The organism is Saccharopolyspora halophila, assembly GCF_039531955.1.
GTDB classification, from domain to species: domain Bacteria; phylum Actinomycetota; class Actinomycetes; order Mycobacteriales; family Pseudonocardiaceae; genus Saccharopolyspora; species Saccharopolyspora halophila.
Map to the genome: position 1 here is coordinate 12,337 of NZ_BAAARA010000022.1, position 13,911 is coordinate 26,247.

A 13,911-nucleotide genomic window follows, 5' to 3' on the forward strand; every position below is an offset into this window, starting at 1 on the left:
GCCCCTGGGAGCGTTGCGAAAGCCCGGCCGAAGCGGGGCGGCTTCGTCCTCGTGTTCGACGCCCCGGGCCGTTTCACCACCGCGTCTCCACCCCCGCGCTCACCCCTGGGGTGGATGCCCCGCCGGTCCGCGACTGGTGAGGTCTCAGGTGCGGCGATCGTGCTCCGCGCACGCCCACGACCTGTCAGGAGTGGTGAGATGTTGACCGAGCGCTCGACATTGACCCGATTCCTCATCGAGGAGCGTCGACGGCATCCCGGTTCGAGCGGTGAGCTGAACTCGCTGATCCTGGACGTGGCGCTGGCCTGCAAAGCCATCTCGCAGCGCATCGCCGCGGGCGCGCTCACCGGCGGCGCGGGAACGGTGAACGCGCAGGGCGAGCGGCAGCAGCGGCTCGACGTCGTGGCCAACGACATCTTCCTGCGCACCACCAACTGGGGCGGTCAGCTCGCGGGCATGGCCTCCGAGGAGATGGCGCAGCCCTGCGCGATCCCGCCCGAGTTCCCGCGCGGGAAGTACCTGCTGGCCTTCGACCCGCTCGACGGTTCGTCGAACATCGACGTCAACCTCTCGGTGGGCAGCATCTTCTCGATCCTGCGCGCGGCGGTGGCCGGCCGGGACGCGCGTCCCGAGGACTTCCTGCAGCCCGGTGCGGAGCAGGTGGCGGCCGGTTACGCCATCTACGGTCCGTCGACGGTCCTGGTGCTCACGGTGGGGACGGGCGTGCACGCCTTCACCCTCGATCCGACTCTCGGAGAGTTCTTCCTGACCCGGCGGGACATCGTGGTTCCGGAGGCCACCGCGGAGTTCGCGGTGAACACCTCCAACCGGCGCTTCTGGGAACCCGCCGTGCGGCGATACATCGACGAGTGCCTGCAGGGGCTGGCCGGGCCACGGGAGAAGGACTTCAACATGCGCTGGGTGGCGTCGCTGGTGGCCGAGGTGCATCGCATCCTCACCCGCGGTGGCGTGTTCATGTCCCCGAGGGACTCCAGGGACGTCGCGAAGACGGGGCGCTTGCGGCTGCTCTACGAGGCGAACCCCATCGGCTTGCTGATCGAGCAGGCGGGTGGCCTCGCCACGACCGGCCGGGAGCGCGTCCTCGAGATCGAGCCCGCTGAACTGCACCAGCGCATCGGGCTCGTCTTCGGCGCCCGCGAGGAGGTCGCGCGGATCGCCCGGTATCACGCGCAACCGGCCGAGCCCGGCCCGTTCGAGAACTGGAATCCGTTGTACGGCACGCGCGGCCTCTTCCACGGGGCTGATCCGAAGGGGGACCAATGTCCGTCAACCACCCCGTAGTCGCCATCACGGGTTCCTCGGGAGCCGGTACGACCTCGGTCATGCGCACCTTCGAGCAGATCTTCCGGCGGGAGGAGGTCAGCGCCGCGTTCGTCGAGGGGGACAGCTTCCACCGGTACGACCGCATGGCGATGAAGGACGAGCTGGCCAGGGCCTTGACCGACGGCGACCACTCGTTCAGCCACTTCGGCCCGGAAGCCAACCTGTTCGAGGACCTGGAGACGCTGTTCCGCGATTACGGCGAGACCGGCACGGGACGAGTGCGCAAGTACCTGCACGACGAGGCCGAAGCGGCGCCGCACGGGCAGGATCCGGGGACCTTCACGCCGTGGGGAGACATCGCGGAGGGTACCGATCTGCTCTTCTACGAGGGATTGCACGGTGCGGTCGTCACCGAGAAGGTCGATGTCGCGCAGCACGCCGATCTGCTGATCGGCGTCGTTCCCGTGATCAACCTCGAGTGGATCCAGAAGCTCCAGCGGGACAAGGAGAAGCGCGGATACACCACCGAGGCGGTCACCGAGACGATACTGCGCAGGATGCACGACTACGTGCACTACATGACCCCGCAGTTCTCCCGGACTCATGTGAACTTCCAACGAGTTCCGGTGGTCGACACCTCGAACCCGTTCATCGCCAGGACGATTCCATCGCTGGACGAGTCCATGCTGGTCATCCGATTCGCGAACGCGCGGGGGATCGACTTCCCGTACCTGCTGTCGATGTTGCGCGGTTCGTTCATGTCGCGGCCGAACACGATCGTCTGCCCGGGCGGGAAGATGGACCTGGCCATGCAGCTGATCTTCACCCCGATGCTGTGGCGCCTGCTGGAGCGCCGCGCCAAGGCTGGTTGAGGCTCGTGCGGAGGACGTCCTCGCGACGGGTGAGCGGTGGGGCGCGGGCTCACGCGGCCCGAACTCGAACATCTCCTCAGGAGACATTTCGGTTTGCCGTGTGCGTGGCGGTGCGGGTGGCGGAACCTGCCGCGCCGTGTGGCTGCGGGATCCGCTCCTTGAGTAGCCGTCCTACGCGGCGTCGCGACTGTCCTCGCCACACGACGCGGCAGAACCCGCGGCGGTGCGAGTTGAGTCCCGCACCGCATGCGACTCCGCCGCATACTGCAAGGACCTCTTAGGCTTGACGCATGACGGCGTCGTCCCCGGACCCGCAGCGCCTCGTGCTCGTCGACGACCACGAGATGGTGCTGCACGGACTCGACGCCATGCTCGGGCACTTCCCCGAGGAGGTGGTGAACGTCGGTCAGGTCACCACCGCCGCTGCGGCGCTCACGATGGTCGCCGAGCGCTCTCCCGACGTCGTGCTCTGCGACGTGCGCATCGGCAAGGAGAGCGGCCTGGACCTGTGCAGGCAGATCACCTCGCAGCACCCGGCCACGAAGGTGGTCCTGCTGACCGTGTACGACGACGAGCACTACCTCTACCAGGCGCTGCGCGTCGGAGCCTCCGGCTACATCCTCAAGCGCATCGGTGGGCAGGAGCTGGTCGGCTACCTTCGCCGGGTCCGCGAGGGCGAGACCGTCGTGGACCCCGCGCTGGCGGGACGCGTCGCGCTCTCGGCCGCGCACATCAGCTCGGGCGAGTTCTGGTCCGGGGCACACCTCGGGCTCACCCAGCGCGAGTCGGAAGTGCTGGAGCTGATCGTCGCCGGGCACTCGAACCGCGCGGTCGCGAGCAAGCTCGTGGTCAGCGAGGACACGGTGAAGACCCACATCCGCGGGCTCTACCGCAAGCTCGGCGTCGCCGACCGCAGCGGCGCCATCGCCGTCGCGCTGCGGGAAGGGCTCTTCCGGTGAGCGCGATGGCCGGTTCGATCCCCGGCGCGGCCGAACTCGCCCGAGCGCTGGAGGCCGACGGCTCCCTGCTCTACGCGGTCGACGGCCAGGACCTCGACCTCGTCGACATCTGGCCGGAGCACGGCTCGGCGGCCGGGTTGAAGCTGCAGGTCGGCTTCGGGGTCACGGGGTTGGTCGCGCGCACCGGCAAGCCCGTGCTGCTCGAGTCCGACTCGCCGCGCAACGAACTGCACCGCCGGTTGCTGGGCCTCGGGCCCGAGCAGACCGTGGCGCGGATGTGCGTTCCGCTGCGCGGGCTGGACGGCAACGTGGTGGGCGTGCTGGCCGTCCACCGCAGCCCGCGACGCCCGTTCTGCCAGGAGGACCTGCGCGCGGCGGAGTCCTTCGCCGCGGTGCTCGGCCTTCGGTTGCACGCCGAAGAGCTGTGGCGGGCGGTCAACCGGCACCGCGGCGAGCGCGATCGGCTCGTCAAGCAGGCCATCTCGGCGCAGGAGGCCGAGCGGCGCCGCATCGCGTTCGACCTGCACGACGGCGTGACCACCGCGCTGGCGTCCATGTCCTTCCACCTCTCGGCGGCGGAGCTGACCGTCTCCGAGCTCGCCGCGGACGAGGATCCGGCGGTGTCGAGCCGGGTGCAGGAGCTGCGGCGGGCGCGGGCCGAGCTGGTGAGCGCCCGGGAGCTGGCCGACATGGCCTACACCCAGACGAGATCGGCGATCTCGGGCCTGCACAGCCTGGTGCTCGACGACCTCGGCCTGGTCGCGGCGATCGAATCGCTGGTGCGGATGGCAGATCGCGAGTCCGGTCCCGCCATCGAGCTCGTGGTGGACCCGGCGGCCGAGCCCGAGCGCATCCCGGATCACGCGGCCGCCGCGCTCTACCGGATCGCCCAGGAGGCCCTGGCCAACGTGGTCAAGCACGCCGAAGCCAGCCGCGTGGTGCTCTCGCTGCGACGGGTGGGGGACTCGCTGGTACTGGGCTGCACCGACGACGGAAAGGGCTTCGACCCGGCGCGGCGCCGTTCGGCGCGCAGCTCGGAGGCGGACCAGGCGCAGCACTTCGGCCTCAGTTCCATCGCCGAGCGCTGCGCTCTCATCGAGGCGTCCCTGCGCGTCGAATCGGCCCCGGACCGCGGCACGACCGTGCTGGTCGAGCTGCCGCTGCAGCCCGCGGATTCGGCCTGATCACCTGCAGGAACGCTGGTCGCCGGAAAGCATGGCAGCTGCTGCCGGTGTTGGTTCCCGGGCAACCCGCGGGGTGTCGCGGGCGTCTCCTGGACGGGCCGTCCGGGACGGGCGGCTGCCTGGGGGAATCGTCGAGCACATCATCTATCCAGGGGGAATACGAATGTATCGCAGGTCGGGACGGTGCCTGGGCACCGTGGCGCTGGCGGGCGCGGCCGTGCTGGCGACGGGGCAGCCCGCGGTGGCGCAACCGGCGCCCGCGGGTGAGTCGGAAACGGTCCACGCCGATGTGGACGGCGACGGTGCCGCGAACGCGGTCACGGTGCGCAAGGTCGACGACACCACGCAGGTGATCAGCTTCGCGCTTCCCGGGGAGTCGGTGATGACCACCGCTCCCGCCGAGTACGCGGTGCTGCAGACGCCGCGGGCGACGGATGTCGACCGCGACGGCGTGGCCGAGGTCGCGGTGACCGTCGCGGCCGGGGCGAACACGCAGACGTTCCAGCTGTTCAAGTACGACCCGGAGGCCGGTGTGGTGGCCATCCGGCGCGGGGGTGAGCCGTTCACGCTGCACGAAGGCGGCGGAGCCACCGCGCGCTCGGGCTACCAGTGCGAGGACACCGGCAAGGGCTGGATGCTGCGCACCGTGGACGCCCGCTACGACGACGTGACCGCGAAGTTCGACGGGACCAGCTCGTGGTTCGTCTTCCACGGCAACAGCACGAGCAGGTGGACCAGGGCGCCCTTCTCGGACGTGCCCGCGGATGACCCGCGGCTGAACCTGGACCCGACGACCTGCGCACCCTGATGAGCGGCCCTCGAACGGCGGCGGACGCGCACCGTCGCCGCTCCGAGATGGGGCCGCCATTTCGACCACGCGTGTGAACACGCGTGTCGCGACTGCCCGAGGTGGGTAGTGCTCAGGCATGGAAGAACGCGACCGCTCCTACTACGAACGAGGGCTGCCCGGCTACCACGATCCGATGGCCGGCTTCGGCGGCGCGCCCTACGCGCGCAGCGCCCTGACGCTGCGGCTGGTGCTGGCCGCCTTCGGCTTCGTGCTCAGCGTGGTCCTCGCGATCGTGGTGCTGAGGTGGCTTCCGGAGCAGGCCTGGCTGGGCTGGGCGCTGCTGGGCGTGGCGGCGCTGGCCGCGATGAACTTCGCGTGGGTCGCGCACCGCAAACGGCGCGGTGAACCCGGCTGACGCGGGCGGATCACTTGGTCATCCGGTAGCTCCCGTTGAAGTTCAGCGATTCGAGACCGCCGGTGAAGCAGCCGCGCGCGAGACCGGAGGAGTCGATCCGGCCCTGCCCTCGGTGCTTGTTGCCCTTGAACGCACCGTCGGTGTTCTGCCCGGTGAACGTGCCGGTGATCGGCTCGGACGGATTGCTGAGGTCGCCCCGCAGGTCGAGCGCGAAGTTCGCGGTGCTCTTCGCGGTGCTGCCGTCGGCGCGCGTCCAGGTGATCTCGATATCGCCGTTGACGTCGCGGGGCGGCGAGGAGCAGGACATGTGACCGGTCATCGCACCAGTGAGCCTGGCGCTGGTGATGTCGAGTCCGCTCCGGCTGCTGCACCCGGTCGCGTCTGCCGTGACGTTCACCCGGGTGCGTTGACCGGCTGGGTTGAGCGAAAGCGCGGGCGCGAAGGACGCCTTGCCCGACATGTCGCAGGACAGCAGCGTTTCCGGCGCGGGAGCCGGGGCCGCCTGCGCCGGCGGGGCGGTCAGCAGCGGTGCGGCGAGCAATGTCATCGCTGCGCCGAGAATGCCGGATTTCTTCCCCATTTTGGGAACCATGCGGATCGGGCTCCTTAACTTCGCAGGCGTGTTGCGGCGTCCTCCTGATCTCCGAGTAAGGATGGGAACACGGCTCCGCGGGAACAGCAGGTCGAGTCGTTCGATCCTGCCCGATCGTGGTTCGCGCTTCGGTTGCTGGTTGCGCCGGTAGGTGTTCCGGGCGTGGTCGTCGTGCGTGCGCGCGGGAACTGGTGGAACGGGCGCTCGGCGGACCACTTCCGCACACCCGCTTCGTCCACTTCACGCCGGTCGCATCCCGGCTTCGGCGGCCGCTACGCGCTCAGCTACGCGCGCGGCCTGGACGACGAGCTCGCCGTGCACGATCACGTCCTGCTCGTCCGGCACGGCGGCACCGATCAGCAGGTCGTCGACGCGGTTCCACGCGTGCGGTGCCGCGGTTCGCCGGGCCCTGCCTGGACGGGCGCGAGCTCGAGGATCGCGGCGGTGGCTGGGAGGACGGGGCTCGCGGTGCACGTCGCGCTGCAGCCGAACCACCTGGTCGAGCGCGGTCGTACGCGGATCGGGCGGAAAACCCGACTGGGCTTCGCACGCGAGGTCCTGCCGCTCACGACCTCGCGCCGCCGGAACCGTGGTCCGCGCCGCTGGAACCGGGGTGCGGTGCGCGAGGCGCTCGCGCGGTTCCGCGCCCAGCCGCCGGAGGTGACCGCGCTGGCCGCTTTCGACGAGAACACCGAGCTGCGCGCGCTGGCCGCGATCAACGATCTGGGACTGCACTGCCCGGAAGATCTCGCCGTGATCGGTTTCGACGCCGTGGACATCGGATCGCTGGTGACCCCGGCGCTCACCGCAGCGCACATCGACGCGGAGGGGCGCGGCCGTCTCGCGGCCCGGCTGGGCGCTCGGGCTGAGCACCGTCGACCTCCCGCGGAACCACGCCCACGTGGTCGTGCGGGAATCGGTCTGAGGGTACGCGGCCTCGGATTCCGGGGTCGTGACGCCAATCACGCCCCGTGCGGGCGACTGCATCGATCGCCGTACGGCGCACGATCGGTCCCGCACGTGTGCGCCTCGGTGCGATCGAGGTCCCCCGGAACGTTCTTGCCGGTGCCCGGTCTCCAGCTCGCGGGGCGGCTCGGCGCCGTGGTGACGAGCTTCTCGTCGTTCGGCGGAATCCCCTCTTCCGAGGGCCGTGCGGCGCCACGGGTGGATAACACCCGCCGAGGCGAGCCTTGTTCGTGCCGCAACGATCGGCGACCGCGTCGTCGCGGCCGGTGAGCGCGAGGGCGTCCGCGATGGGTGCGGTACCCGCCCGCGCTGCTCCCAGTCGCTTCCTCGGTAGCACCGAACGCTAGCAGTGAATTGCGACAATCGCAACAGGGGCTCTAGATCGCAACGCCCTGACCGGGTGTGGGCGTCGCGGAAGGTGCCAGAGTTATAACGGTGAGCTGCGATGAAGCGATCCGGTACTTGACGGGAGCTGGCGAAGGGCTCAAGGTGATACGTCGATGCGAAACTGATTAGTCAGTTGAATCGCAACGCTCATCCGATCGGCGAGCGCTGTTGCGCCCGACGTGGACGACGCGCATCGGCCGCGGTCCGCTCGCGGCGCGGGCGCCGCCGAACGCGGTAAGACCAGGCCGGCAGGAGTCGGCCACGAAGTTGTGGAGGTGCTTCCGTCATCCTTGCGGCAGACGGAAAAGTTCGAATCGACAGACGAATCTTCTGGTTCTCGGTGGTGCTGGTAACCGCGATCTGCGTGCCGGTGCTGCTCGCCCCGGAACGCGGTCAGCAGGCTCTGGACAGCTTGCTCGGTTTCCTGACCGGGCAGTTCGGGTGGCTCTATCTCTGGTTCGCCGCGGCGGTCGCCGGCTTCCTGGCGTGGCTGGCGTTCAGCCGCTACGGCCGGGTGAAGTTCGGCGGTCGCGACGACAAGCCAGAGTTTTCCACGCACAGCTGGCTGAGCATGATCTTCACCTCCGGCATCGGCGGTGGGATCGTGTACTGGGGCGCCATCGAGTGGTCGTACTACTACACGGCGCCACCGATGGGCATCGAACCCCGCAGCACGGAGGCGGCGGACTGGGCGGCGACCTACCCGCTGTTCCACTGGGGCTTCACCGCGTGGGGCCTGTTCTGCCTGCCCGCGCTGGCGCTGGCCTACGTCTACCACGTGCGCAAGCAGCCGACCCTGCGGCTCAGCGACGCCTGCCGCGGCGTGATCGGCGACCGCGCCGACGGCTGGCTCGGCGGGCTCATCGACGTGCTGTTCATCTTCGGCCTCATCGGTGCCGCGGGCACTTCGCTGGGCCTCGAGGTGCCGCTGGTGTCCGAGGGCATCGCCGCGATGACGCCGCTGGAGAAGGGCACGCCGCTGGACATCGGCATCGTCGTCATCTGGACGGTGCTGTTCGGCGCGAGCGTGTTCCTCGGGCTGCAGAAGGGCCTCAAGCGGCTCGCGAGCTTCAACGTCTGGCTGGCGCTCGGGCTGGGGCTGTTCATCCTGGTGCTGGGCCCGACCGTGTTCATGATCGACACGTTTACCCAGAGCACCGGGCTGTTGCTGCAGAACTTCGTGAAGATGAGCTTCTACACCGACCCGGTGGGCGGCTCCGGGTTCGAGGAGACCTGGACGATCTTCTACTGGGGCTGGTGGATTGCCTACGCGCCGTTCGTCGGCCTGTTCACCGCCAAGATCTCCAAGGGTCGCACGATCCGCGGCATGATCGGTGCCATGTGCCTGGCGGGCAGCGCGGGCTGCTGGCTGGCGTTCATGCTGCTGGGGAACACGTCGCTGTACTACGAGATCAACAAGCTCGTGCCGGTGTCCGACATCGTGCAGCAGGACGGTGACGCGGCGGGCATCATCGCCACGCTGGCGAACCTGCCCTTCGGCGCCTTCGCGGTGGTGGCCTTCCTGCTGCTGATGGTGGTGTTCCTGGCCACCACGCTGGATTCCTCGGCCTACACGATGGCCGCGGTGGCGTCCAAGGACCTGCCGAGGGATGCGAATCCGGCGCGCTGGCACCGCGTCTTCTGGGCGATCGTGCTGGCGGGCGTCTCGATCGTGCTGATGTACACCGGGGGCCTGGAGGCCCTGCAGACGCTGTCCATCGTCACGGCCTTCCCGCTGATCTTCGTGCTCGCGCTCGTCGGAGTGTCGCTGGGCAAGTGGCTGCGGGCCGATGTCCACGGTGGCGGTGCGATGCCCGCGTTGATCGCCGGGCCCGCGCAGCAGCGGGAGGACCAGGCGGAGGAATCGGCCGAGGAGCCGGTCGCCGCGTCTAGCTGACTCCTGGAGCAAGACCGGATCGGGACCGCCGCCCTGCCCGGGTGGCGGTCCCGATCTGCGTTTCCACCGCGCCGAGCGATCATCCACTGTGGATTCGGCAGGCGTGGCGCGCCCCGCTGGCGGGAGCTCCGCAGCGTCATCGGCGCCGAGCCTGCCGATCGCCGCAGGTTTGGCGCGCGGGGCTACGGGAAACGCCGCCATTGCGAAGTGAACTCCGTCGAGGAGGGTGACCGTGAAGGCGTTGACCTGGCAGGGTCCGCGAGACGTGCGGGTGAGCGATGTCGCCGACCCGAAGCTGCAGCACGCCACCGACGCGATCATCCGCGTCACCAGCAGCGGAATCTGCGGTTCGGACCTGCACCTCTACGAGGTGCTCGGCCCTTACCTGGAGCCCGGTGACATCCTGGGGCACGAGCCGATGGGTGTCGTGGAGGAAACCGGTTCGGCGGTCACCGACATCTCGCCCGGCGATCGGGTGGTGGTTCCGTTCAACATCGTCTGCGGGCACTGCTGGATGTGCGATCGCGGCCTGTACGCGCAGTGCGAGACCACCCAGGTCAGCGAGCAGGGCAGTGGCGCCGCCCTGTTCGGCTACACCAAGCTCTACGGCAGCGTTCCGGGTGGTCAGGCCGAGTACTTGCGCGTCCCGCAGGCGCAGTTCGGTCCGATCAAGGTGCCGGAAGGACCTCCGGACGAGCAGTTCGTCTACCTCTCGGACGTGCTGCCCACCGCGTGGCAGGCCGTGGAGTACGCCGCTGTGCCCAGGGGTGGCACGGTCGCCGTCTTCGGGCTCGGACCCATCGGGCAGATGTGCACCAGGATCGCGCAGCACCACGGCTTCCGCGCGATCGGCATCGACCGCGTGCCCGAACGCCTGCGGATGGCCGAACGCAACGGAGTCCGCACCATCGACGCGGGCGAGCACGAGGACGTCACGGCCGTCGTGCGAGATGACACGGATGGGCGCGGCGCGGATTCGGTGATCGACGCCGTCGGGATGGAGGCGCACGGCTCACCGATGGCGGCCTTGGGGCAGAAGATGGCCAACCTGCTTCCCGAGGGCGTGGCCGAGCCGCTGATGTCCAAGGCCGGTGTCGACCGGCTCGCCGTGCTGTACCAGTGCATCGAAGCGGTGCGGCGGGGCGGCACGATCTCGCTCAGCGGGGTCTACGGCGGCATGGCCGACCCGATGCCGATGATGAGGATGTTCGACAAGGGGATCCGATTGGCCATGGGACAGGCGCACGTGAAGCGGTGGATCCCGGAACTGAGGCCGTTGGTCGGCGATGAGTCCGATCCGCTTCGCGTGCGCGACCTGGCCACCCACCGGATGCCGCTGCAGGACGCGCCGCACGGATACGACATCTTCCAGCGCAAGCAGGACGGAGCCATCAAGATCCTGCTGGAGCCCTGACCGCCGTAGCGGCCGTTCCGCGCTCCGCATCGCGTTTCACCCGGGGCACGGCCGGAAAGCCTGATGGGGGATTGAGAAAGCACTTGCCTTCGGAGGTTCGCCATGAAGCACGATGAGTTCATCGCGAACGTGCGCAGGCTCGGGGAGTACGACTCCACGCAGCACGCCGACCACGTGACGCGCTGCGTGCTGGGCGTCCTCGGAGCCCGCATGACCGACGAGGAGGCCGGTGACCTCGCCGCCCAGCTGCCCGGCGACCTCGGCGCGGCGCTGCGCTCGGAGCCCGAACCCATGCCGACGCTGTCGGCCGAGCAGTTCACGAGCGCGGTGGCGGCCCGGCTGGACGGTGCGAGCAACGAGACGGCGCGCTGGGACACCAGCGCGGTGCTCGCCACCGTGGCCGAGAGCATCGACGGCGGCGAGCTCAACCAGGTTCTCAGCCAGCTGCCGAGCGGGTACGCCACGTTCTTCGGACACCCAGAACTGGCCTGACGAATCGGAGCGAGACCGGCGTTTCCGGTGCCCGAAACGGGTTCCGGACGCCCGCACGCGTATGCGCGGGCGCGGCAAGTTCCTTCGGCGACCCGCCGACGAGATTTTTCGATCGGAACGGGGATTGAGGACGCGGGTCATCCGGGTAGGGGAGGGGAGCGACAACGCCGAACGGACGAATCGGAGTGTGTGGCATGGCAGATGAGACAGTGGCCGAGTTCCTGCTGCGAAGGCTGCGGGACTGGGACGTCGAGCACGTCTTCGGCTATCCCGGGGACGGGATCAACGGTCTTCTCGGCGCCTGGGAGCGAGCCGATGACAACCCGCGGTTCATCCAGGCACGCCACGAGGAGCTCGCCGCGTTCGAAGCCGTGGGGTACGCGAAGTTCTCCGACGACGTCGGGGTGTGCGCGGCCACTGGCGGCCCCGGCGCGATCCACCTGCTCAACGGTCTCTACGACGCCAAGCTCGACCACGTCCCGGTGGTGGCGATCGTCGGGCAGCAGGCCAGCACGTCGCTCGGCGGCGCCTATCAGCAGGAGGTGGACCTCTCCTCGCTGTACAAGGACGTAGCCGAGTTCTCGCAGTTCATCTCCGCGCCGCAACAGCTTCCGAACGCGCTCGACCGCGCGATGCGCACCGCGCAGGTGCGGCGCACGGTCGCCGCGCTGATCATCCCGAACGATGTGCAGGAGATGGCGTATTCGGCGCCGACGCACGAGTTCAAGATGGTGCCCTCCAGCGTCGGCATCTCCGACTCGGTGACCGCGCCCGCCGAGGCGGATCTCGACCGCGCCGCGGAGGTTCTGAATTCCGGCGAACGGGTCGCCATCATGATCGGGCAGGGCGCCCGCGGCGCGGCCAACGAGGTCACCGCGGTCGCCGACACGCTCGGTGCGGGCGTGGCGAAGGCGCTGCTGGGCAAGGACGTGCTGCCGGACGACCTGCCTTGGGTCACGGGTGCGGCCGGACTGCTGGGCAGCAAGCCCTCCTGGGAGATGATGCGCGACTGCGACACGCTCCTGATGATCGGCGCGGGGTTCCCCTACAGCCAGTTCCTCCCCGAGTACGACCAGGCGCGCGCCGTTCAGATCGACATCGACCCGACCATGATCGGCATGCGCTACCCGTTCGAGGTCAACCTGCTCGGCGATGCCGCGACGACGCTGCAGTTCCTGCTGCCGAAGCTGCATCGCAAGGAGAACGAGCCCTGGCGCAAGAAGATCGAGGACTCGGTGAGCGACTGGTGGAAGGTGCTGGAACGCCGCGCGGCGGTCAGCGCCGACCCGATCAACCCGGAGCGGGTCTTCCACGAGCTGTCGCCGCGGTTGCCCGATGACGCCATCATCACCGGTGACTCCGGGTCGGTGGCCAACTGGTACGCCCGGCACCTGCGGGTGCGCGGCGCGATGCGCTGCTCGTTGTCCGGCACGCTGGCCACGATGGGCCCCGGGGCGCCGTACGCCACGGGCGCGAAGTTCGCGCAGCCGGACCGCCCGGTCATCGCCCTCGTCGGTGACGGGGCCATGCAGATGAACGGCATCAACGAGCTGATCACCATCGGGCAGTTCTGGCGCGAGTGGCGAGACCCGCGGGTGGTCATCGGCGTGCTGAACAACCGCGACCTCAACCAGGTGACCTGGGAGCTTCGGGCGCTTGGCGGGTCACCGCAGTTCGTTCCCTCGCAGCGGGTTCCGGACCTCGACTACGCGGCTTTCGCGCGCGCCGCGGGTTTCCGCGGTATCCGGGTCCAGGATCCCGGCGAGGTAGCCGATGCCTGGGAGCAGGCGCTCAACGCCGAACAGCCGTGCCTGGTGGAGTTCGTCACCGATCCGGCTGTTCCACCGATCCCGCCGCAGGCCAACCGTGAGCAGATCGAATCGGTCACCGAGGCGATGCTCAAGGGCGATCCGGACGGCTGGTCGGTGGCCAAGGAGGGCATCAAGTCCAAGATGCAGGAGTTCCTGCCGCGCCGGCGCTGACCGGTATCAACAACAGCGGGGCCCGCTGCGAACGATTCGCAGCGANGTTCTTGGCCGGGTTCTTGGCCCGATGGGGTTCGGGCGGCACGCGCGGTCCGGTGCGCGTGACCGGGTTTGCGGGCTCCGCGGCGACGGACTCGCGCGCCTTGCCGGAGGTCCCGCGGTTCTCGCCCTTGTGCTTCATCGGGTTGCGCTTGGCGACCTCGTCGCGCACGCGCATCGTCAGATCACGAATCCGGAGGTCTCGCACGACGAACCACGTCCTCTCAGCCGTTTTCCCGCTGCAGGCGCTTTAGCAGCATCTCCTTGCCCTGCTGGCCCGCTGTCTTGTTGTTCTCCTGGATGCGCTGCAGCCAGTTCGCCAGCTCCTCGTCGCCTTGCGAGCGCGCGTCCTGGACGTACTGGTCGAGCATCCAGACGTGGTGCAGCGACAACTGGAGCACGTTGATCAGGTTGTAGTTCTTGTCCTTGACCGGGCTGTTCGAGTCGTCGGCCATCGATACCTCCTGGTCGTCCGTTCATCGCACACCCATCGGGTTGCCACCGCACGGGCTTGTGAAACCCTTTAGAGCGCAGTCGGATTGGACAATTCTCGGCGAGTTCGAGCATGCCGTTGCGGCCGCGTCAGCGGCTTCCGAAGCCGGCCGGGGCAGGACCGCCGACGTGATCGCGTTCGG

At 69.1% G+C, this 13,911-nt stretch carries 13 protein-coding genes; 11 read left to right on the forward strand and 2 right to left on the reverse strand.

All coding sequences use genetic code 11. The features are described 5' to 3' along the window. Positions 1-198: 198 nt before the first annotated feature. The 6 genes from ABD289_RS22930 (at position 199) to ABD289_RS22955 (ending at position 5,504) form a co-directional block, all read left to right on the forward strand. Positions 199-1,302 (forward strand): class 1 fructose-bisphosphatase, encoded by a 1,104-nt coding sequence (locus ABD289_RS22930; RefSeq protein WP_344136820.1) that lies wholly within the window; start codon positions 199-201, stop codon positions 1,300-1,302. Continuing rightward, entirely contained in the window at positions 1,281-2,156 is an 876-nt protein-coding gene (locus ABD289_RS22935; protein ID WP_344136823.1) for a phosphoribulokinase, read from the forward strand. The genes ABD289_RS22930 and ABD289_RS22935 overlap by 22 nt, the downstream gene beginning before the upstream one ends. 290 nt (positions 2,157-2,446) lie before the next feature. Further along, positions 2,447-3,115, forward strand: a complete 669-nt coding sequence (locus ABD289_RS22940) for a response regulator (RefSeq protein ID WP_344136825.1) — start codon at positions 2,447-2,449, stop codon at positions 3,113-3,115. 5 nt (positions 3,116-3,120) lie between these two features. After that, the gene (locus tag ABD289_RS22945) at positions 3,121-4,299 is read left to right on the forward strand and encodes a GAF domain-containing sensor histidine kinase (protein ID WP_344136827.1); all 1,179 of its coding nucleotides are present in this window, start codon (positions 3,121-3,123) and stop codon (positions 4,297-4,299) included. A 163-nt stretch (positions 4,300-4,462) separates the two neighbouring features. After that, on the forward strand, positions 4,463-5,107 hold the full coding sequence (locus ABD289_RS22950) for a hypothetical protein (RefSeq protein WP_344136829.1): 645 nt from the start codon (positions 4,463-4,465) through the stop codon (positions 5,105-5,107). Positions 5,108-5,225: 118 nt separating this feature from the next. Next, the gene (locus tag ABD289_RS22955; RefSeq protein ID WP_344136831.1) at positions 5,226-5,504 is read left to right on the forward strand and encodes a hypothetical protein; all 279 of its coding nucleotides are present in this window, start codon (positions 5,226-5,228) and stop codon (positions 5,502-5,504) included. A gap of 10 nt (positions 5,505-5,514) precedes the next feature. Here ABD289_RS22955 and ABD289_RS22960 read toward each other — a convergent pair whose 3' ends face one another. Further along, positions 5,515-6,084 carry a hypothetical protein gene (locus ABD289_RS22960; protein WP_344136833.1) on the reverse strand — a complete coding sequence of 190 codons (570 nt, stop codon included), beginning with the start codon at positions 6,082-6,084 and terminating at the stop codon, positions 5,515-5,517. A 630-nt stretch (positions 6,085-6,714) separates the two neighbouring features. Between ABD289_RS22960 and ABD289_RS25410 the strand changes: the two genes are divergently transcribed. From ABD289_RS25410 to ABD289_RS22985, 5 genes are all read left to right on the forward strand, one after another. Beyond that, positions 6,715-7,332, forward strand: a complete 618-nt coding sequence (locus tag ABD289_RS25410; protein ID WP_425564765.1) for a substrate-binding domain-containing protein — start codon at positions 6,715-6,717, stop codon at positions 7,330-7,332. A 442-nt stretch (positions 7,333-7,774) separates the two neighbouring features. After that, positions 7,775-9,346 (forward strand): BCCT family transporter, encoded by a 1,572-nt coding sequence (locus ABD289_RS22970; RefSeq protein WP_344136900.1) that lies wholly within the window; start codon positions 7,775-7,777, stop codon positions 9,344-9,346. A gap of 232 nt (positions 9,347-9,578) precedes the next feature. Continuing rightward, the gene (locus ABD289_RS22975) at positions 9,579-10,760 is read left to right on the forward strand and encodes a zinc-dependent alcohol dehydrogenase (RefSeq protein WP_344136839.1); all 1,182 of its coding nucleotides are present in this window, start codon (positions 9,579-9,581) and stop codon (positions 10,758-10,760) included. A gap of 102 nt (positions 10,761-10,862) precedes the next feature. Further along, positions 10,863-11,252, forward strand: a complete 390-nt coding sequence (locus tag ABD289_RS22980) for a DUF2267 domain-containing protein (RefSeq protein WP_344136842.1) — start codon at positions 10,863-10,865, stop codon at positions 11,250-11,252. A 194-nt stretch (positions 11,253-11,446) separates the two neighbouring features. Next, positions 11,447-13,234, forward strand: coding sequence for a thiamine pyrophosphate-requiring protein (locus ABD289_RS22985; protein ID WP_344136845.1), 1,788 nt, complete (start codon positions 11,447-11,449; stop codon positions 13,232-13,234). Between the two features lie 266 nt (positions 13,235-13,500). On the opposite strand, the gene ABD289_RS22990 is transcribed toward ABD289_RS22985, so the two are convergent. Beyond that, on the reverse strand, positions 13,501-13,731 hold the full coding sequence (locus ABD289_RS22990; protein WP_344136848.1) for a hypothetical protein: 231 nt from the start codon (positions 13,729-13,731) through the stop codon (positions 13,501-13,503). Between the last annotated feature and the right edge of the window lie 180 nt (positions 13,732-13,911).